Raw genomic sequence first — 20,879 nt, forward strand, 5'->3', positions numbered from 1 at the left:
GCTGCGACGTCAGCTCGTTCTATTCTCCGGCGTCGAGTTCGTTGTCCCCGATATCCGGCGACAGGTCCTGGCTTGCCTCGTCGGTGTTTTGCCGGGTGAAACCCTTCACGCCTTCCGCCGTCGGCGAAAAGTCGCGGGTGATGGCCACCGGGCTTGTCACATAGGCGGTGATCAGTTCGGAGAGCGAGCGCAGCGCATGCAGATGGATGCGCTCATAGCCGTGTGAGGCGTCTACGCCGAAGGTGATCAGAGCGGTACGCACATCGGCGCCGGCCTCAAGCGCGCTGGCGGAGTCCGACCGATAATAGCGGAAGATATCCTTCTGGTAGCGGATATCGTTTTCCCGGCAGAGGTCGACCAGCTTCTTGGTCAGGTGATAATCGAAGGGACCGGTCTGGTCTGCCATGGCGATGGTGACGCCGAACTCGGAGGAGTTCTGACCGGGGGCCGAGGTGCCGTTGTCGACGGCGATCATGGAGGCCACTTCCGGGGTCAGCACCGAGGCCGCACCGACGCCGACCTCTTCTGCAATCGTGAACAGGAAGTGGATGTCGACCGGCGTGCGGACCTTTTCGTCCTGCAGGGCCTTCAGCGCGGCAAGTTCGACGGCAACGCCTGCCTTGTTGTCGAGGTGGCGAGAGACGATGAATCCGTTGTCGATGAATTCCGGCTGCGGATCGATGGCGACCATGTCGCCGATATCGATGCCAAGCTTTTCCAAATCCTCCGCGCTTCTCGACATCGCGTCGACGCGCATTTCGACATAGTCCCAGCCGATCGGCATCGTGTCGACTTCGTCATTGTAGGTGTGGCCGGACGCCTTCAGCGGCAGGATGGTGCCGCGATAGGAGCCCTTTTCTGTGAAGATGGTCGCCCGCGCGCCCTCGGCGAAGCGGGCGGACCAATGGCCGACCGGCACCAGCGCGGCCCGGCCGTTGGGTTTCAGCGCCTTGATCTGGGCGCCCAGCGTATCGAGATGCGTTACCACGGCGCGCGCGCCCTGACGGCGAGATCCTTGCCTGACGGCGCGGATTGCGCCGCGACGGGTTAGCTCGGCTTCAAGGCCAAGCTTCTGAAGTTCCCCGGTTACATAGCGTACGATCGTATCCGTGTAGCCCGTCGGGCTCGGAATGGTGAGCAGGTCTTTCAAAACCTTGATGAGATAGTCGCTGTCGATCGTCAGCCGTCTCATGTGTCCTCCTCAAATTCCCGTCCGGCGCATGGCCTGCCGTACAGATTCCGGCATGGAGAGCGGAAACAGCAGGTCGATGAAGCGTTCGACGGTGGGTTGCGGCTCGTGGTTGGCAAGCCCCGGTCGTTCATTCGCCTCGATGAAGGCATAGTCGGCTTCATGCGGCGACTTCACCATAAGGTCGATGCCTGTCACCGGTATGTCAATCGCGCGGGCCGCCTTTACCGCCGCTTCGATCAGGACCGGGTGCACCTCCTCGGTCACGTCATGGATGGTACCGCCTGTGTGCAGGTTGGCCGTTCGCCGCACCATGACTTCTTGATCTGCCGGTATGACGCTTTTCAACGAATAGCCGGCGGCCGCAAGTGTCCGCCGGGTTTCCGCATCCACCGGTATCTCGGATTCGCCGCCCGTCGCGGCGGCCCGCCTGCGACTTTGTGCGGCAATCAGTTCTGCGGCGGTGCTGCGTCCGTCGCCAACGATGATCGGCGGGCGCCGGATCGCGGCGGCGACCAGCCGATAGTTGATGACGACAAGACGCAGGTCCTGCCCTTCGATCATTGCCTCGATGAGCACGTCGTTGGAAACCGTCTTCGCCTCGGCGACGGCTGCCGCAACCTCTTCTTCTGTCGTCAAGCCGATGGAGATGCCGCGCCCCTGTTCGCCGCGGGCCGGCTTGACCACCACGGAGCCATGTTCGACAAGAAATGCGCTGATCGCATCGTTGCCGGCGTCGCCGCTGACCTGCGGCGGTACCGTCACACCCGCCTGTTCGACGATCCGCCGTGTGGTCGCCTTGTCATCGCAGATCGACATGGCGACAGCGGACGTCAGCTCCGACAGGCTTTCCCGGCAGCGGATGGAGACGCCGCCATGCGTCAGGCGGAAAAAGCCGCCGCCGGCGTCCATGATGTCGACCTGGATGCCGCGTCGGCGCGCTTCCTTGACGATGATCGCCGCATAGGGGTTCAGCCCTTCATCGGTTTCCGGCCGGGTGAAGAGCCGCTCGTTGATGGAGTTCTTGCGCTTGACCGAAAAGAACGGCACGCGCTGGAAACCGAGCTTTTCGTAGAGTGCGATCGCCTGCTCGTTGTCGTGCAGGACGGAGAGATCAAGGAAGCTCGCGCCGCGGGCGGCATAGTACTCCGCCAGCCGGCGCACCAGCGCCTCGCCGATGCCCGGGTGGCGGGCCTGCGGATCGACGGCCAAGCACCACAGCGACGAGCCGCGTTCGCCGTCGTTGAAGGCGCGCGCATGGTCGACGCCGGTCACCGTACCGATGATCTGGCCGGTGCGCTCGTCTTCGGCGACGAAATAGATGATCGCCCGCGCATCGCGCTTCGACCAGAAAAACTCCGGCGGCACCTGCACCATGGCCCGCGAGGCATAGATCCGGTTGATGGCGATCGCATCCTGCTGGGAGGTCAGCCGGCGGATGAAATAGCCCTTCGGCGTTCGTTTCGACGGGCGGTAACCGGCAAGATCGAGCCGATAGGTGTGCGAGGGATCGAGAAAGATCTCCTGCGGTGCGCTGGCCAGCAGCACATGCGGGTCGCGGACGTAAAGCGCGATGTCGCGGCGGTCCGCCTTTTCTTCGCGGAGCGCGCCGGCGAGCGCATCCGGACTGTTGAAGGTCTGGGCGAAGACCAGACGCCCCCAGCCGCAGTCGAGGGCAAAATCCGATTCCGCCTTCTGGTCCTCGTCGGGCTGCGGATGCGCGATCGGCGGCTTCAGCCCCTGATCGCGCATCCGCTTCAGCCGGTGTCCGTCGCGACCGCGCTGGTTCACGGGCGTCGTCTTCTTTGTATCCGACATGTCTGCACCTCAGATGTCGTGGGCCTGCAGCCACATTTCGAGGAGGGCGGCCTGCCACAGTTCCGAACCGCGCAGCGGCGTGATGTGGGCTGCGGGGTCGGCGAAGAGCTGGTCGAGCCACTGCTTCTGGAAGAGACCGCGCTCGCGTGCCTTCTGCGAGGTCAGGGCGTCGCGCACCATGTCGAGGAACGGACCCTGGATGTATTTGAGCTGCGGGACGGGGAAGTAGCCCTTCTTGCGGTCGATCACTTCGCTCGGGATCACCTGGCGGGCGGCGTCCTTGAGGATGCCCTTGCCCTGGTCGGCGAGCTTCAGTTCCGGCGGAACGGTGGCGGCCAGTTCGACGAGTTCGTGGTCGAGGAAGGGCACGCGGGCCTCGAGGCCCCAGGCCATCGTCATGTTGTCGACGCGCTTGACCGGATCATCGACCAGCATCACCTGCGAATCGAGGCGCAGGGCACGATCGACGGGCGTGGCTGCACCGGACATCATCAGATGGTCGCGCACCAGCTCGAAGCTTTCGTCGCGGTCGGCCATCCATTCGCCCGACAGCTGCGTGGCCAACGTCTCATGGCTGCGGTCGAAGAATACCTTGCCGTAATCGCCGACGACATCGTTGGAGCCCATCAGCGGCGGATACCAGTGATAGCCGGCAAACACTTCGTCGGCGCCCTGGCCGGACTGGACGACCTTGATGTGCTTGGAGACTTCGCGCGACAGCAGGTAGAAGCCGATATTGTCATAGGAGACCATCGGTTCCGACTGGGCGCGGATCGTGTCGGGCAGATGACCCATCAGGTCTTCTGCCGGAACGAAGATCTTGTGGTGATCCGTTTCGAAGCGCTTGGCGATCAGGTCGGAATAGACGAACTCGTCGCCCTTCTCTCCGTTTGCTTCTTCAAAGCCGATGGAGAAGGTCATCAGGTCCTTCTGACCTTCTTCCGCAAGCAGGCCGACGATCAGGCTGGAATCGACGCCCCCCGACAGCAGGACGCCGACCGGTACGTCGGCCACCATGCGGCGGCGTACGGCGACGCGAAGGGCTTCCAGCACGCGCTCGCGCCACTGTTCGCGGGAAAGGCCGCTGTCTTCCTCGCGGCGCTCATAGACCGGCTGCCAGTAGCGGCGCTCGCGGCTCGTGCCGTCCTGCTCGATCCGGCGGACGGTCGCCGGCGGCAGCTTGCGCACGCCCTTGAGGATCGTGCGCGGCGGCGGCACGACGGCGTGAAAGCTCATGTAGTTGTGGAGCGCGGCCTTGTCGATGCCGGTGTCGATGTCGCCACCGGCAACCAGTGCCGGAAGGCTGGAGGCAAAGCGCAGGCGCTTGCCGTCTTCGGAAATGTAGAAGGGCTTGATGCCGAAGCGGTCGCGCGCCAGCGTCACGGCGCCCGTGTCGCGCTCGTGGATGGCGAAGGCGAACATGCCGTGAAGGCGGTCGACGCAGGCCTCGCCCCACTTGTGGAAGGCCTTGAGGATGACCTCGGTGTCGCCTTCGGAAAAGAAGCGGTAGCCGGCTTCCTGCAGTTCCTTGCGCAGCTCGGGGTAGTTGTAGATGCAGCCGTTGAATGTGATGGTCAGGCCGAGATCGGGGTCCGTCATCGGCTGGGCGGCCTTTTCGGAAAGATCGATGATCTTCAGCCGCCTGTGGCCGAAGGCTATCCGTCCTCTCGACACCACACCTGCACCATCCGGACCACGAGGTGCCAGCACCTCCATCATCCTGCCGACAGCCGAGGCATTGGCAAACGAATCATCAAAACGGACTTCTCCGGCAATTCCACACATAACGGTGACACCTTCCTGTTCTGCAGGGCTGTCGACCCTGCGCTGTTGCAGTCAAAACAAAAAAGGCGCGGACCAAGCCGCGCCTTCTGGTAACGGGTTTCTATAGAAAGAGTTCCCCGAATTCAAATTTCGGCGGGAACTTTTCCGGATTGCGCTTCGGCTACCGGTACCAGAGCGTCGGCAGATAAAGCGTGATGGACGGGAAAATGCTGATGGCGGCCAGCACCAGAAGCAGCGGGATGAGGAAGGGTGCGGTCGCCCTGATCGTCTTTTCGACCGACAGGCCGGAGATGCGCGACAGCACGAACAGCACCATTCCGACCGGCGGTGTCAGCAGGCCGATCATCAGGTTCAGCACCATGATGACACCGAACTGGACGGGGTCGATGCCGACATGAACCACCACCGGCATGAGCACCGGCACGAGGATCGAAATCGCGGCGATCGTTTCCATGAAGCAGCCGACGATCAGCACCAGGATGTTGATGATCAGCAGGATGATCAGCGGATTGTCGCTGACGCCGAGCAGGAAGTTGGTCACAAGCGTCGTCACCTGCGTCACCGTCAGCACCCAGGAAAACAGCGATGCAGCGGCGACGATGATGAGGACGCTGGCCGTGGTTTCGATGGTCTGGATGCTGATCTTGTAGAAGCGGCGGAAGGTGAGCGTGCGGTAGAAGACGAAGCCGAGGAGCAGTGCCCAGGCGCAGGCGGCGATCGCCGCTTCCGTCGGGGTGAAGGCGCCGGACGACATGCCGCCGATGATGATCACCGGGGTCATCAATGCCGGAACGGCGGAGACGAAGGTGCGGCCGAGCGTGGTGACGCGGAAGGCCTGGTCTCGGCCGATGCCTTTGCGGTGCGAATACCACGTGACGTAGAGCATCAGCGCGAAGGCCATCAGCAGGCCTGGAATGAAGCCCGCGGCAAACAGCTGGCCGATCGAGACGTTGGCCATGACGCCGAAGACGACCATCGGCAGGGATGGCGGCATGATCGGGCCGATCGTCGACGAGGCGGCAGTGATGCCGACGGACAGGTTGTCGTCATAGCCACGGTCGCGCATGGCCTTGATCTCGATGGTGCCAAGGCCGCCGGCATCGGCGACGGCTGCGCCCGACATGCCGGCAAAGATCACCGAGGCAAGCACGTTGACGTGGCCGAGGCCGCCGCGCAGCCAGCCGACGGCGGCGGTGGCGAAGTCGAAGATGCGGTTGGTGATGCCGGCCGAATTCATCAGGTTTCCGGCGAGAATGAAGAACGGCACGGCGATCAGCGGGAAGCTGTCGACGCCGCCCGCCATGCGGTGCAGGACGACGAAGGCCGGGATATGACCGATGAAATAGACATAGGCGAGCGAGGCTGCGCCCAGCGAGACGAAGACCGGCACGCCGATGATGAGCAGACCGAAGAAGACGGTGAGTAGGAGAAGCATCGTGAACCTCAGTCTATGATCAGCGGGGTGCTGTTTTCATCTTCGCGCCAGCCGCGACGGGCGCTCGCAATGAAGCTCGTGACGGCGCGCCAGAGCATCATCAGGCAGCCGATCGCGATGCCCGCGTAGACGACCTGCATGGAGATGTCGAAGACGGTCATGCGCTGGATCTTCATCTTCTCCATCACGGTCCAGGAGAAGACGACCAGCAGCCCGACGAAAGCCAGTGTGATCGTGTCGGAAAGCACCCGCAGCACCCGCCCGGCCTTTTCCGGCAGCATGTAGGGCAGGATGTCGACGGCGATGTTCGAGCGGCGGCGGAAGACGACGCTGGCGCCGATGAAGGTCAGCCACATCAGGAGATAGCGGTCTATCTCTTCCGTCCAGGCATAGGAATCGTTCAGCACGTAGCGGCTGAAGAACTGCAGGAAGGTGACGATCGCCATTCCCCAGAACAGCAGGAAGGACAGCCAGTCGTCGAAATGATGTTCGATCGGCCCGTCCTGTTCGTCTTCCATGTGCAGGGCCTGTGCTGCGCTCAGCTCTTCCTGCGGCTTGTCGTCGTCCATCGCCATGCGGCTCTTCCCCCATCCATTATCGGCTTCCGCGATTGCGGATTGTCCTGACTTCCCGCCGGTCCCGAAGCGCCCTGTCGGGTCGCCTCTGGGCCGGCGGTGTCGACGGCGGATGCCTTACAGAGCCTGCAGGGCGTCGTACTGTTCCTTGGTCCAGCCGGCGCCGGAGTCGGGATCGTTGTGCAGAGGCTTGGCCGCTTCGATGAACGGACCGCGATCGACTTCGACGACGGTGTTGCCCTGCTCGGTGAACCAGGCGGCGAGCTTGCCTTCGGCATCGCGGATCTGGTCCGTTGCCTTTGCAGCGGCTTCACGGAGAACGTCCTCGAAGATCTTCTTCTGGTCGTCCGAAAGCTGCGACCAGACATGCGGGCCGACGATGGTCAGAAGCGATTCCGTGATGTGCTGGGTGAGCATGATGTGGCTCTGCACTTCGTAGAACTTCTTCGCCTTGATGGTCGGCAGCGGATTTTCCTGGCCGTCGACCGTGCCCTGCTGCAGGGCGAGATAGACTTCCGAGAAGGCGATGGGGGTGGCGTTGGCGCCGACCGACTTGGTGAACATCAGGAACAGCGGCGCCGGCGGCACGCGCAGCTTCATGCCCTTCATGTCTTCCGGCTTGGTAATCGCCTTGTTGGCGGTCAGGTCGCGCTGGCCGTAATAGGTCAGAGCAACGGCATGGTTGCCGGAGGCATCATTGTAGCCGCCGGTCAGATCCTGGAAAAGCTGCGAGTCTCGGTAAGCCTTCCAATGGTCGAAGTCGCGCAGGATGAACGGCGCGTTGGAGATCGCCATCGGCTTGTAGATCGAGCCGGCGAAGGCGACGCCGGTATAGATGATGTCGACCGTGCCGAGACCGAGGCCTTCGTTGATCTGGTTTTCGTTGCCGAGCTGGGACGCCGGGAAGACAGAGATGGAAATCTCGCCATTGGTCCGCTTCTTGATCTCCTCGGCGGCCCAGAGCGCCTGTTCATGGTAGGGTTCGGACGTCTCGTAGACGTGTGCCCATTTCAGTTCCATGGCGGCCTTGGCCGGAACGGACAGAGCCGTCGACAGCGACAGGGCGGCGAGGCCGAACGTGGCCGTTCTGCGTGTAATCTTCATGGTTTCCCTCCTCCTAGGGTGCCGCCTTCGGCGGACAATTCCACCGGCAGGCGTCTCCTCCAAGACGTTAACTGCCAGTGGACAAACTATCTTGTCTGATAACTTCCGCAAAAATTACGGAAGCATCACCCATTCCCAACAGGTGATTGCTTCAACTCATAGTATGAAATTCGAGGCCAATCAATTGCACTTGTCATATTGTGGCAAGCGCGCTGACAGCTATCTGCTGATGACCACTTTCAATGCGTCACGGTGCGAATCCCAGTAGGGCAGCGCGGATTCCGCCTCGGTAAAGGGCACGACCCTGGAGACCAGCAGGTCTGGTGTGTCGCCCGCCGATTCGAGGTAGGAAATCACCGACCGGAAGTCCGCCATGGTGGCATTGCGGGAGCCCATGATGTCCAGTTCCTTCAGGTTGAAGAACTGCGTCTGATAGGTGACCGGCGCCTTGGAGTATCCGACATAGACCACGCGCCCGGCAAAGCAGGCGAGATCGACGGCCTGGGTGAAGGTCTGCGGCAGGCCGACGGCCTCGAAGGCGACATCGACGCCGTCGCCATCCGTCAGGTCGTAGACGGCCTTGACCAGTTCCTCGGCGCCCGAGGGCAGGGCATGCGCGGCGCCGAAGCGCTTTGCCAATTCGCGCTTCTGTTCGCTCGGATCGATGGCGATGACCTCGGCACCGCGCGACGCAGCCGCGATGACCGCGCCCATGCCGATCATGCCGCAGCCGATGACGGCGACGCGGTCGCCCTTGGCGACCCGGCCGCGCTCGACGGCGTGAAAGCCCACGGACAGCGGCTCGACCAGCGCCAGATGCAGCGGCTTCAGGGTGTCGTTGAGAATGACCTTTTCGGCCGGCAGGACGATCTCGTCGGCAAGACCGCCATTCTGCTGGACGCCCAGGGTCTTGTTGTAGCGGCAGGCGTTGAGGCGGCCCTTGCGGCAGGATGAGCAGTTGCCGCAATTGGTGTAGGGCATGACGATGACGCGCTTGCCGGGCTGGTAGGCCGGATCGACCGCTGCGCCCGTCTCGATGATCTCGCCACCGATCTCGTGACCGGGAATGCGCGGCAGCTCGACGAGGGGATTGAGGCCTTTGAAGGTGTTGAGATCGCTGCCGCAGAGACCGACGTGCCGGACTGCGATCCGCACCTGGCCCTCGCCCATGGGCGAGGGCTCAATATCATGGAAAACGGTCGTGTTTTCCCGTTCGATCATCAGCGCGCGCACCATAGTCATACTCCTCCAACAGGTTCCGGCTCGTTGTCCGATGCATACGCCAAAGCCTTGCAGGAAGAAACGGCTTTTTCGGATGCAATCGTTCAGTGGCGGATTTCTCCAAGGGCGTGCTCGACCCCGCTCCAGGCGGGCGTCCCCGGTGCGAAGCGGGCGCGGACATAACGGGCAAGCTCGCCGACCTGCTTGTCCGTCAGCGTCTGCCCGAAGGCCGGCATCGACATGATTTCCTCATGCGTGCCACCGGTCAGGTTTGCCAGACGGGCGGGGGCCTCGGCGCCGTTGACGATCGCCTGCAGGACATTGGCCGGATTGTCGCTGACAACGGCGGAGCGAAGGGCGAGCGGCGTCAGCAGATCATTATTCTCGTGGCAGGACGCACAGGCCCCGTCGAAGATCCGTTTGCCGCGCGGTTCGGCAAGAGCAGCCGCTTCAGCCGCGGCGTCGCTGACCGCTATCACAGCGTTCGGATCGACGGCCCGGTGCGCGCCACTGTTCAAGGCGTTGAGATAAGTCGCCATGGCGCGGATATCGCTGTCCGGAAGGGGTGCCAGCGAGGCGACCACCTCGGCCATCGGTCCGCCGGCGCCGCCGTGATTTTCGGAATAGCCGTGGCGCAGATAGGCGTAGAGGTCGTCGGCGGACCAGCCGGAGGGCGATTTCGATGCGCCGGTCAGAGCCGGGGCCTCCCAGCCATCGGCAAATCCACCGGCAAGATGGTAAGCACCTGTCTTTTCCGCCTGCAGGACATTGCGCTCCGTGTGGCAGGCGGAGCAGTGGCCGAGCGTCTCAACCAGATAGGCGCCACGGTTCCATTCGGCGCTCATTGCCGCATTCGCCGTGAATGGCTCGGGCTTGCGGAAGAGCGCATTCCAGCCGGCCATCAGCGTGCGGATGTTGAAGGGGAAGGCGAGTGCCGTTTCCGGCGCTTTCTGTGGGCTCGGCGTGACGCTGGTCATGTAGGCATAGAGCGCCTGCATGTCGTTTTCCTCAACGCCGGCAAACGACGTGTAGGGGTGTGCGGGATAGAGGAAATGACCGTCACGGCGGACGCCTTCGCGCATGGCCCGGGCGAAAGCGGGATAGGACCACGCGCCGATGCCGGCGTCCGGATCGGGCGTGATGTTGGGCGCATGGATATTGCCGAACGGCGTTTCGAAGGCCCTGCCGCCGGCATAGGCGGTTCCGTCCGCACCGACGTGACAGACGTTGCAGGCGCCTGCGGCGGCGACCAGCCGGCCGCGCTCCAACGTCTCGGCGCTGTAGACGCCGCTCTGCGGCTTCGCCACCGGGGCGATCGAGGCGGGAAAGGGCGATACCCATGAAAGACCGGCGAGCGTGGCGGCTATGCCGGCAAACGACAGGCCGGCGAGCAGCCCCTTCTTTCCCGGCTTCTCCGACTGAGGTTTTGCTTGCGGTTCTCCGCCTTTCAGCGCGGCGAGCACCTTCTCCGGCGTCAGCGGCAATTCCCGGAAGCGGATGCCGGTTGCATCATAAACTGCGTTGCAGATGGCGGCGGCGCTGGGCACGGAGGCGGATTCGCCGACGCCAAGCGGCGGCTCGTTCCGGCGCGGCATGAGCAGCACGTCGATATCCGGCACGTCCGGGAAGGTGATCAGCGGATAGCTGCCCCAATCCTTCGACACGACCTTCGTGTTGTCGAACTCAACCTGCTCTTTCAGCGTGCGGCTGACGGACTGGACGATGTTGCCGTGGATCTGGTGCTTCACGCCGTCCGGATTGATCATCAGGCCGGAATCCTGGCCGCAGATGACCTTGGTGACGGCGATCTCGCCGGTCTTGCGGTTGACGGCGACATCGGTCACCCAGGCGGCCCAGGCTGCGGCGACGCCGGGGAAGGTGCCGTGGACATAGACGGCGTAGGCAAAGCCGCGGCCATAGAGCAGGTCACCTTCACCGCCCATCGTTCCCCAGGTCGTGCGCGGCGTCCAAGAGGCGCGTTCGGCAGTCGCCTTGATGAGATCGATGGCGCGCTCGTCCTTCATGTAGCGCAGGCGGTATTCGATCGGGTCAACCTTGGCGGCGGCGGCGAGCTCGTCGATGAAGGATTCGTGCGCATAGGTGTTCGGCATCGATGAAACGCCGCGAAACCATGAGGCGCGGGCGATCGGCGGCATGTCGTGGACGGTCACGCGCACGGCGCCGAAATCATAGGGCGGAATGGCGGTGCGATCGCCCATCTGCAGCGTATCGGCGACAGGCGCGAGACGGCCGGTCAGGATCAGCGCCAGCGTCGGCGCGGCGTTCGACGGATAGCGGCTCTCGAAGTCATAGGCCGCCGGTCCGCCTTCGATATCGAGCGCGCCGCGCACGTCCATCACCTGGGCAGTACCCTTCGGCTCCCATTCATGCTCCTGCTCGCGCGTCAGCTGCACCCTGACCGGGCGTCCGCAGGCGCGCGACAGGAGGGCCGCATCGGCGGTGACGTCGTCGGCGCAGTTGCGGCCGTAGCAGCCTGCCGCCTCCAGCCGCTCCACGGTGATGAAGCTTTCCGGCACATGGAGGAGCTGGGCAAGATCGCGACGCATCCAGAACGGGTTCTGGGTACCGGACCAGACCGTCAGGCCATCCTCGCGCCAGTCGGCGACGGCGCAGGAGGGGCCGATCGAGGCATGCATCTGGTAGGGCCAGACATAGCTGCGGGTGAGCGGCTCGGCGGCACCTTCCAGCACGCGGTCGACATTGCCCTTGTCCGCCAGCTTGCGGGCAATGCCCGGATTCTGGTGGAGCGGGTCGTAGGGGTCGTTGAGATCGGGCCGGGCGGGTGGCTCCTTCCAGTCGACCTTGAGGCGCTTCATCGCCGCGATCGCCTGCTCTTCGCGCTCCGCCACCAGACCGACGAAATCGCCTTCGGAAAAGACGCCGACCATGCCGGGGATATCGGCGACGGACCCTTCGTCGATCGCGATCAGGCTGTTGCCGACATGCGGGCCCTGGTCGTAGCCGGCATAGGGCGGGCGCACGACGCGGCCATGCAGCATGCCGGGCAGGCGCACATCGTGGACATAGACCCAGGCGCCGCGTGCCTTTGCCGGAATGTCGCTGCGCCGTTGCGGCGTACCGACCAGGCGATAGGCCGACACGGACTTGACCGGCGCGTCGCGGTCGAGAGGGATATCGATATGCCGGCCGGTAATGATCTCGCCGAAGCTTATCGAGCGGTTGCCGTCCTTCTCGCGGATGATCCCGTCATCGAAGACCAGCGCGTCGGGGCTGATTTCCAGACGCTCGGACGCTTCCTTGAGCAGATGTCGCCTCGCGGTCGCGGCGGCGAAGCGAAGGGGCTTAGCGGTGATCTGGATCGTTTCCGAGGCAATGGTCGCGCCCTGATCCGGAACGGAGCCGGTGGATCCTAGCACCATTTCGACCCTGGCGAAGGCGAGGTCCAGCTCTTCGGCGACGATCTGGGCAAGCGCCGTCCGGATACCGGTACCGAGATCGACATGGCCGTTGAAGGCCGTCACCGCACCATGTCCATCGATGGCTATGTAAATGTCGGACCCGTCACCGCCGGTGACGAGGAGCATGTCGTCGCTGGCGAACCATGCGCTTTTGGGGAGATCGCGGCTGTCGCTCATCCGGCGGTGCTTTCGATCGGTGACGGCTCACGCATCAGGCCGGCGGCCTTCCGGACGGCGGCCAGAATTTCCATATGTGTACCGCAACGACAGAGATTGTGTTTCAGCGCCGCGCGGATTTCGTCTTCGCTCGGCGTCGGACAGCGTTTGAGAAGCGCTGTTGCGGCAATGATCATGCCGTTGAGGCAATATCCGCACTGGGCAGCGTTTTCCTCGATGAAGGCCTGCTGGACGGGGTGCGGCCGCTCTTCATCGCCAAGGCCTTCTATGGTGGTGAAGGCGCGGCCTGCGGCATCGCGGATTTTCACGGTGCAGGAACGCACGGCGCGATCGCCTGCAAGCACCATGCAGGCGCCGCATTCGCCGAGCCCGCAGCCGAATTTCGGACCGTTGAGCTGGAGATCGTTGCGCAGGATATAGAGGAGCGGCGTTTCGGGGTTGGCAGAGACGGTGACGGTCCTGCCATTGACGGTGATCTCATGGGGAATGCTCATGGATCGGTCACCCTGTTTGCCCCTCTTGTCCGTTATGTTCGAAGATGCGTCCGCAGGGCTTCGGTTTTCTGCCAGTCTGGCATGCCGCCGTCGGCGATGACAACGCCGAACAGCGTGCCGGCTTCCTCTCGCGTGTAGCGTTCCAGCCGCACGTCCTCGGCAACCAGCGCAGGGTCGCGGGTCAGGGGATCGCCGTAGCCGCCGCCGCCGGGTGTGCGCACCCGCACCCGGTCGCCCGGCCGCATCGGAATGTCCTGCGCCTTCGACAGGTGTTCCGGCGTCACCGGCTTGCCGTCCTGCCAGACGGTAACCTGGTTGACCTTGCCGTCGTGTCCTCCGAGCGCACCCTGCGGGCCGAAACGGCCGTGATCCATGACGAAGCTCGCCGTCGCCTGGCCGCGCCGGAGTTCGACTTCGTAGTCGAGGCCGAAGCCGCCGCGGTGCTTGCCGGCGCCGCCGGAGCCTTCGTGCAGCGCGTAGCGGTGATAGAGCACCGGGAACTGCTGCTCCATGATCTCGACCGGAGGCGCCTTGGAGATGCCGATGGTCGAGCAGCCATTGGCGATGCCGTCGCCTTCCGCATTGCCGCCATAGCCGCCGCCGGAAATCTGATACATGACGAAGTTGCGGCCGCGCTCGGGATCGTATCCGCCGAGGCCGAAATTGCCGGACGAGCCGGCAGGGGCGGCGGTGACGCGGTCGGGCAGTGCCTCGACGAGTGCGGCGAAGACCGCTTCGGCGATGCGCTGCGAGACTTCGGCGGCGCAGCCTGAAACGGGGCGCGGATATCGGGCATCGAGGAAGGTGCCTTCCGGGCGAACGATGCTGAGCGGCTCGAAGGCGCCGGCCGAAATCGGCACATCTGGGAAGATGTGGCGCATGGCCAGATAGACGGAGGAATGCGTCGTCGCCAGCACCGAGTTCATCGGCCCCATGCAGGGCGCGGACGAGCCGGCGAAATCGAAGGTCAGCTCGCCATCCTTGGCCGTGACGGTGAGCCTGATCTCCAGTGGTTCGTTGATCACGCCGTCGCTGTCGACATAGGCGGTCGAGGTGTAGACGCCATCGGGGATGAGGCGGATGTTGGCGCGCATTTGCTCGGCGGCGCGGCGCTTCAGTTCGCCGATCGCCTCGGCCACGGTGTCATCGCCGTAACGGTCGAGAATCCGGTTCAATCGCTTTTCGCCGACGAGAAGAGCGGCGGCCTGCGCCTTGACGTCGCCGATGCGCTGTTCGGCGACACGGATGTTGGAACAGATGATGGCGTAGATTTCCTTGTCGAGCACGCCCTTCTTGAAGAGACGGACCGGCGGAAGGCGCAGGCCTTCCTGCTCGACAGCGGTCGCGGAGGCGGAGAAGCCGCCCGGCACCGCGCCGCCGGTATCGGGCCAGTGGCCGGTGTTCGACAGCCAGCAGAAGATCTTGCCGTCGCGATAATAGGGCATGGCGAAGCGCACATCCATCAGATGCGTACCGCCGAGATAGGGGTCATTGACGATATAGATGTCGCCCGGCTGCGGTTCGGCCGCGTCGCCCGAGGCGATCATCTCGATCAGCGTGCGGGTGGAATACTGCATGGTGCCGACGAAGACCGGCAGGCCGCCGGCCCCTTGCGCGATCAGTGCGCCGTCTTCGGCCGAATAGATTCCGTCGGAGCGGTCGTTCGCCTCGGCGATGACCGGAGAGAAGGCCGCGCGCGAGAAGGTCAGGTCCATCTCGTCGCAGACCTGCTGCAGGCCGTTCTGGATGACGGAGAGCGTGATCGGATCGATGGTCATGCGAGCGCTCCCTTGAGGGTGATGATGATGTTGCCGTCGCGGTCCTGCGCGGCGGTGTCGCCGGGTTCGACGACGATCGTCGTGTCCATCTGTTCGATGATGGCGGGGCCGGTGACGGTGGCGACTGCCGGCAGATGGTCGCGCCAGTAGACCGGCGTCGTCACCCAGCCGTCGAACCAGACGGCGCGTTCGCCGGTCTTTGCCTCGGCGAGCGTCGCCTTGCGGCCCGACGCGTCGATCAGCAGGGACAGGTCAATGTCCTTGCGGCGGCCGATGACCGAGGTGTTGACGTTGACGAGGCTCGGGCGGATTTCCGGGAGCTCGACGTGGAAGCGGTTGAAATAGGCGTCGGCGAAGCGCTGGCGCAGCTCCTCGCGGCTCGGCGTCGGCGTGTCCAGCGGCACGCGCAGGAGGTGGGTCTGGCCGATGAACTGCATGTCGACCGAATAGATCTCCTTCAGTTCCTCGATCTCGACCGGCTCCTTGGCAATCAGCCGGCGTCCTTCTTCGCCCTGATGGGCAAACAGCGCATGGACGGCATCCATGTCGGCGAGATCGAGCGGCTTGTTGACGGTGTTGACGAAGTCGTGCCGGAGATCGGCGACGACGCAGCCGAGTGCATTGGTGATGCCCGGCCGGGAGGGACAAAGGACGCGCGGCACGCCGAGTTCGCGGGCGATTGCCACGGCATGCAGCGGGCCGGCGCCACCGAAGGCGAAGAGGGCGTAGTCGCGCGGATCTTCGCCGAGGCTGACCGAGACCATGCGCACGGCGCCGGCCATCTTGGCGTTGGCGATCTGCAGCACGGCGGCGGCGGCACCTGTCGCATCGAGGCCGAGCGGCACGCCGAGGTCGCGTTCGAAGATCGCGCGGATGTCGTCGAGGGAGATTTTCGAGGAAACGGAGTTGAGCTTGTCCGGGTTCATGCGCCCGAGCAGAAGGTTGGCGTCCGAAATGGTCGGTCGCGTGCCGCCGCGGCCGTAACAGATCGGGCCGGGCGTGGCGCCGGCGCTTTCCGGTCCGACCTGCAGGAGGCCTGCGGCCGTCACCTTGGCGATCGAGCCGCCGCCCGCGCCGACGGTGCGCACATCGACCATCGGCACGTGGATCGGCATGGCGTATTCGATCTCGATCTCGTTGGAGACCGCCGGTTCCGCGCCCTTGATGAGCGCCACATCGGTCGAGGTGCCGCCCATGTCATAGGTCAGGAGATTGGTGATGCCGGCGCGCCGTCCGGTATAGGCTGCGGCCATGACGCCCGATGCCGGGCCGGACATGACGGTCTTGGCGGCTTCGTTGGAGACGTGCCGGGCCGAGACCATGCCGCCGTTGCCGTTCATCACCAGAACGTCGTTGCGATAGCCGCGCTCGGCGAGCTTGTCGGCCAGACGCTCGACATAGCGGCGCAGCAGTGGCTGGACAGAGGCGTTGACGGCCGCCGTCACGCCGCGTTCGAATTCGCGGCTTTCGGAGAGCAGGGCATGGCCCATGGTGATGTTGCCGTTCGGCCAGATGTCCGCGGCGATCTCGGCGGCATGCAGCTCATGGGCGGGATTGGCGTAGGCATGCAGGAAATGGATGACGAGGGATTCGCAGCCCTTGGCGATCAGCGCCTGAAGAGCGGATTTCAGCGCGTCCTCATCGAGCGGGGTGACGACATTGCCGCCGGCGTCCATGCGCTCGGGGATCTCGAGGCGCAGGTCGCGCGGGATAATGGGCTGGAAGTCGCCCTTCATGCCGTAGGGATTGGGACGGGTGCGGCGGCCAAGTTCGAGGACGTCGCGGAAGCCGGTCGTCGTGATGAGGCCGGTCTTGGCGAGCGTGCGTTCCAGAACCGCGTTCGTCGTCGTCGTCGTGCCGTGGATGATGAGGTCGAGCGTATGGAGATCCGCGCCGGCCGCTTCCAGCGCGTTCAGCACGCCGCCGGCCTGATTGTCGAGCGTGGTCGGGGTCTTGGCGAGGCGAACCGTGCGGGTGGCGCTGTCGACAAGGACGAGGTCGGTAAAAGTGCCTCCGACGTCGATGCCGGCGACCTGGGACTGGACCGTTGGCGCCAAATCCACCGGTTTGCCCGCGTGATCGGCGGCCAGCACATCGTCCTGCATCGTGAACCCCATTTATCATTTGTATACGAACAGACTATGAATGAAGCTGGACGACTGTCAAGCGTCACATTCGTCGTCGGAAACAATTTCTCCTCTGCGGAAAACAGACCGTTGACAGGTCTTCAAGTTAGATGTTTGTATACGAACGAATGATGTTCAGGCGCATGGGAGCCGAATGTGACGACTGCCCCCGATGTCAAGGCCGAGAAGATACGCTGCGATGCCTGTCCGGTGATGTGCTACATCGCCGACGGCCGCTCCGGAGCCTGCGACCGCTACGCCAATGAAGGCGGGCAGCTGATCCGTCTCGATCCCCTCGTTATCCTCGAAAACCGTTCGGCAAGCGGCGGCGATGTCGTGCCCTTCCTGGAGCGCGACTGGGACGGCGACGTGGTGGGTGCCTCGAACAGTTTCGTGACTGCCGTCGGTGCCGGTACGACCTATCCCGATTACAAGCCGGCGCCCTTCATCGTCTCGTCAGAGGTCGATGGCGCCGACATGATTACCGTCGTCACCGAAGGCATCTTCTCTTATTGCGGCGTGAAGGTGAAGATCGACACCGATCGCCACCTTGGTCACGAATGCGCCACCGTCCGCGTCGACGGCGAGCCTGTCGGTCATGTGACGACGGCGGAATATGGCAGCCAGATGCTGTCGCTCGGCGGCGTCAACCACTTGACGGGCGGTTCCAAGAAGGAAGGTCGCGTCACCTGCGATACGCTCTTGAAGCTCTGTAACGGCGAGGCGGTCGAAGTTTCGATCGACGAGGGTGCGACGCTCATTGTGGAGGCCGGCAAATCGCCGATCGTCAATGGCGTGGCCGAGAGCCGCATGCGTGTCGGCTGCGGATCGGCGACGGTCGGCATGTTCGCGGCGCAATGGATGGGGTTGGTCGATGAAGTCGTCGTCGTCGATGATCACATCACCGGCGTCATGTCCGAGCATCAGGCCGGCAAGGTCATCGGCTGGCAGCCGACCGGCATCAAGATCAACGGTCGGCGTTCGACGCCCGGCCGATACTTTCAGGTGGCCGAACCCGGCACCGGCTGGGGCGGCACCGATCTCTCCGATCCGCTCACCATTCTCGGCAAGTTCGATCCCAAGGCGGCAAAGCCCGGCCAGTCGCTGCTGATGGTCTCGACCACCGGCGAGCACGCCGCCTATTACGAACTCGACGAACACCTCTGTCCCATCGAAATGGAGATGCCGGAGCGGCTTCTCCCCTCGGTCAGGCGGATCGAGGAAAACTGTGAGCCGGCAATGACGTCCGTCCTGTTCATGGCGGGCGCCGGCGGATCGCTGCGCGCCGGTGCGACGCAAAACCCAGTTGGCCTCACGCGCTCGGTCCAGCAGGCGCTGACCTACGTCTCCTGCGGCGGCGCACCCGCCTATGTCTGGCCCGGCGGCGGTATTACGCTGATGGTCGACGTGACGCGCATGCCGAAGAACTCCTTCGGCTACGTCCCGACCCCGGCGCTGGTCGCCCCGATCGAATTCACCATGCGCGCTGACGACTACGCAGCGCTTGGCGGACACATGGACTACGTCATGCCGCTGATGGAAGCGCTTGGCGGCAAGACCGGGCGGCAGAACGACCATCTCCTGAAGGGCCGCCGCAACCTCTCCGCCAGCGGCGACAATCCCTGGCCGCCGCGCGCCAAACCCGCGCCTCAGAAGAAGGTGAGCTGAGAATGGTGGCGGCAGGCGGCAAATCGGGTGCGATCGCGGTTCTGCTGCCGGACAGCCGCCGACTGCATCTTCAGCACGGACCGATAGATCTCGTCATCGAGGCCGTCGGATCGCCCGCCGATGTCCGGCAGGCCTACCAGCAGGCGCGGGCCGCATTCGATCCCCTGCTTGCCGATCTCGTTCTCGAATTGCCACGGTTGCGCTCCGCGAGCGGAGCGGAGCCCCATGGCGTGGTCGCCAGCCGTATGGCAGCGGCCGTTGCGCCCTATGCACCGGAATTCATCACGCCGATGGCGGCGGTGGCTGGCAGTGTTGCCGATCGCATTCTCGCGGCGATGCGGTTCGGAACCCGGCTCGAGCGCGCCTATGTCAACAATGGCGGTGACATCGCCATCCATCTTTCCGAAGGATCGTTCCGCATCCGCATCTGCGACAATCCCGAAACCGGGGAGGCCGGCGGCACTGTCGAAATCCGGCCTGAAGACGGTATCGGCGGCATTGCCACCAGCGGCTGGCGCGGACGTTCGCATTCCCTTGGCATCGCCGACGCGGTGACCGTGCTGGCAAAAAGCGCCGCCGAGGCGGACGCCGCCGCGACCATGATCGCCAACAAGGTCGATCTGCCGCTGTCCGCCAAGGTAACGCGCGTACCGGCCCGCGATCTTTCCCACGACAGCGACCTCGGCGATCGTCTGGTGACGACAGGCGTTGCCCCTCTTGATCGCGATGAAGTCGAAGAAGCCCTTTCGTCCGGCGAGCGGGCTGCCTATGGTTACCGTCAGCGCGGCCTGATCCGCGCCGCCTATCTCAGTCTTTCCGGCGAGCGCCGTACAGTGGATGCCGCGCCGAACCACAATAATCCCAGGGAGATCATCCATGCCTAAGCCCGTCGTCCGCAAGAAGGCGATCATCGTCGAGGAAATCTTTCACGAGGGCGGTCCCGTTCCGGGGCGTACGCTGAAGCGTGCCGCCTGCCTCGCCGTGATCAAGAATCCCTTTGCAGGCCAGTATGTCGAGGAGATTGCCGGCTTCATGGACGACCTCAATCCTCTCGGGCTGGAAATGGCGCAGGACCTCGTCAATGCGCTGGGCGGCGACGCCTCCGTCATCGAAGGCTATGGCAAGGGCGCGATCGTCGGCTCTGCCGGTGAAATCGAGCACGGCGCGCTCTGGCATGTGCCGGGCGGCTATGCGATGCGCGAAATCCTGCCGAACTCGGCGGCGATCGTTCCGTCGACCAAGAAGGTCGGCGGTCCGGGCGCACGTCTCGACGTGCCGGTGACCCATACCAATGCCTCCTATGTCCGCTCGCATTTCGACGCCATGGAAGTCGGGTTGAACGATTCTCCCAAGGCCGACGAAATCCTGCTGGCGCTGGTCATGACCACGGGTGCGCGCATTCACGAACGCGTCGGCGGCCTCAAGCACGCAGACGTCAAGGGGGAGGATGGCCTGCGGTGATTGTGAAGATCCGCAAGATCGTTACCGTTCTTGAGGATGTGGCCTTCGAAATGGGCCAGCCGGTGACGCCGCATGCGCGCCGCGCGGTTGCGGCTGCCGTCATCGCCAACCCTTATGCCGGGCGCTATTCCGCCGATCTCGACCAACTGGTCGCGATCGGTGAGGAGCTCGGCGCATTGCTCGGTGAGAAATGCGTCGCCGCGCTCGGGATTTCGCCGGCGGAGGCGCAAGGCTACGGCAAGGCGGCTCTCGTCGGTGAGAACGGCGAGCTGGAACATGCCGCCGCCCTCCTGCATCCGAAGATGGGCGCCCCCTTGCGCAAGGCGGTCGAAAAGGGTGCCGCGCTGGTGCCGTCGAACAAGAAGATGGGCGCTCCCGGCCAGCCGCTCGACGTCCCGCTCGGCCACAAGGATGCGGCCTATGTCCGCTCGCATTTCGACGGCATGGAAATCCGTGTCGCCGACGCGCCGCGGGCCAATGAAATACTGGTCGCCATCGCGGTCACGGCGGGCGGGCGCCCGCTGCCGCGAGTCGGTGGACTGAAGCATGAAGACGTAATTGGTGAAGACGGGTTGAGATAGAACGAAGCGCTCGAACAAGGAGACGGA

General features: G+C 64.2%; 15 protein-coding genes. 4 read left to right on the forward strand and 11 right to left on the reverse strand.

From position 1 onward, the window contains the following. Positions 1-19 precede the first annotated feature (19 nt). The 11 genes from NN662_RS01905 to NN662_RS01955 form a co-directional block, all read right to left on the reverse strand. Positions 20-1,192, reverse strand: coding sequence for an osmoprotectant NAGGN system M42 family peptidase (locus NN662_RS01905; RefSeq protein ID WP_261928626.1), 1,173 nt, complete (start codon positions 1,190-1,192; stop codon positions 20-22). Positions 1,193-1,201: 9 nt separating this feature from the next. Beyond that, the gene (ngg, locus tag NN662_RS01910) at positions 1,202-3,007 is read right to left on the reverse strand and encodes an N-acetylglutaminylglutamine synthetase (RefSeq protein ID WP_261928627.1); all 1,806 of its coding nucleotides are present in this window, start codon (positions 3,005-3,007) and stop codon (positions 1,202-1,204) included. A gap of 9 nt (positions 3,008-3,016) precedes the next feature. Next, on the reverse strand, positions 3,017-4,792 hold the full coding sequence (locus tag NN662_RS01915) for an N-acetylglutaminylglutamine amidotransferase (protein ID WP_261928628.1): 1,776 nt from the start codon (positions 4,790-4,792) through the stop codon (positions 3,017-3,019). A gap of 160 nt (positions 4,793-4,952) precedes the next feature. Then, positions 4,953-6,227, reverse strand: a complete 1,275-nt coding sequence (locus NN662_RS01920) for a TRAP transporter large permease (RefSeq protein WP_261928629.1) — start codon at positions 6,225-6,227, stop codon at positions 4,953-4,955. 8 nt (positions 6,228-6,235) lie between these two features. Next, positions 6,236-6,802, reverse strand: a complete 567-nt coding sequence (locus NN662_RS01925) for a TRAP transporter small permease (protein WP_261928630.1) — start codon at positions 6,800-6,802, stop codon at positions 6,236-6,238. A 117-nt stretch (positions 6,803-6,919) separates the two neighbouring features. Continuing rightward, the gene (locus NN662_RS01930) at positions 6,920-7,900 is read right to left on the reverse strand and encodes a sialic acid TRAP transporter substrate-binding protein SiaP (RefSeq protein WP_410010957.1); all 981 of its coding nucleotides are present in this window, start codon (positions 7,898-7,900) and stop codon (positions 6,920-6,922) included. Between the two features lie 225 nt (positions 7,901-8,125). Further along, the gene (locus NN662_RS01935) at positions 8,126-9,148 is read right to left on the reverse strand and encodes a zinc-binding alcohol dehydrogenase family protein (RefSeq protein WP_261928632.1); all 1,023 of its coding nucleotides are present in this window, start codon (positions 9,146-9,148) and stop codon (positions 8,126-8,128) included. An 83-nt stretch (positions 9,149-9,231) separates the two neighbouring features. Then, complete coding sequence (locus NN662_RS01940) at positions 9,232-12,744, reverse strand: molybdopterin cofactor-binding domain-containing protein (protein WP_261928633.1); 3,513 nt, start codon at positions 12,742-12,744, stop codon at positions 9,232-9,234. Continuing rightward, positions 12,741-13,238, reverse strand: a complete 498-nt coding sequence (locus NN662_RS01945) for a (2Fe-2S)-binding protein (protein WP_261928634.1) — start codon at positions 13,236-13,238, stop codon at positions 12,741-12,743. Before NN662_RS01945 ends, NN662_RS01940 begins: the two co-directional genes overlap by 4 nt. Before the next feature lie 32 nt (positions 13,239-13,270). Beyond that, complete coding sequence (locus tag NN662_RS01950) at positions 13,271-15,016, reverse strand: hydantoinase B/oxoprolinase family protein (protein WP_261928635.1); 1,746 nt, start codon at positions 15,014-15,016, stop codon at positions 13,271-13,273. After that, positions 15,013-17,121, reverse strand: a complete 2,109-nt coding sequence (locus NN662_RS01955; protein WP_261928636.1) for a hydantoinase/oxoprolinase family protein — start codon at positions 17,119-17,121, stop codon at positions 15,013-15,015. The genes NN662_RS01950 and NN662_RS01955 overlap by 4 nt, the downstream gene beginning before the upstream one ends. Before the next feature lie 234 nt (positions 17,122-17,355). Here NN662_RS01955 and NN662_RS01960 point away from each other — a divergent pair, with 234 nt between their 5' ends. Genes NN662_RS01960 through NN662_RS01975 form a run of 4 tightly spaced genes read left to right on the forward strand, consistent with a single transcriptional unit; the run spans position 17,356 to position 20,852 of the window. Further along, positions 17,356-18,810, forward strand: a complete 1,455-nt coding sequence (locus NN662_RS01960) for a 6-hydroxynicotinate reductase (protein ID WP_261931837.1) — start codon at positions 17,356-17,358, stop codon at positions 18,808-18,810. Between the two features lie 2 nt (positions 18,811-18,812). Then, positions 18,813-19,694, forward strand: a complete 882-nt coding sequence (locus NN662_RS01965; protein ID WP_261928637.1) for a UPF0280 family protein — start codon at positions 18,813-18,815, stop codon at positions 19,692-19,694. Further along, the gene (locus NN662_RS01970) at positions 19,687-20,271 is read left to right on the forward strand and encodes an amino acid synthesis family protein (RefSeq protein WP_261928638.1); all 585 of its coding nucleotides are present in this window, start codon (positions 19,687-19,689) and stop codon (positions 20,269-20,271) included. The genes NN662_RS01965 and NN662_RS01970 overlap by 8 nt, the downstream gene beginning before the upstream one ends. Then, the gene (locus tag NN662_RS01975; protein WP_261928639.1) at positions 20,268-20,852 is read left to right on the forward strand and encodes an amino acid synthesis family protein; all 585 of its coding nucleotides are present in this window, start codon (positions 20,268-20,270) and stop codon (positions 20,850-20,852) included. The genes NN662_RS01970 and NN662_RS01975 overlap by 4 nt, the downstream gene beginning before the upstream one ends. Positions 20,853-20,879: the final 27 nt, after the last annotated feature.

Source organism: Rhizobium sp. NRK18 (assembly GCF_024385575.1).
Lineage (GTDB): Bacteria > Pseudomonadota > Alphaproteobacteria > Rhizobiales > Rhizobiaceae > JANFMV01.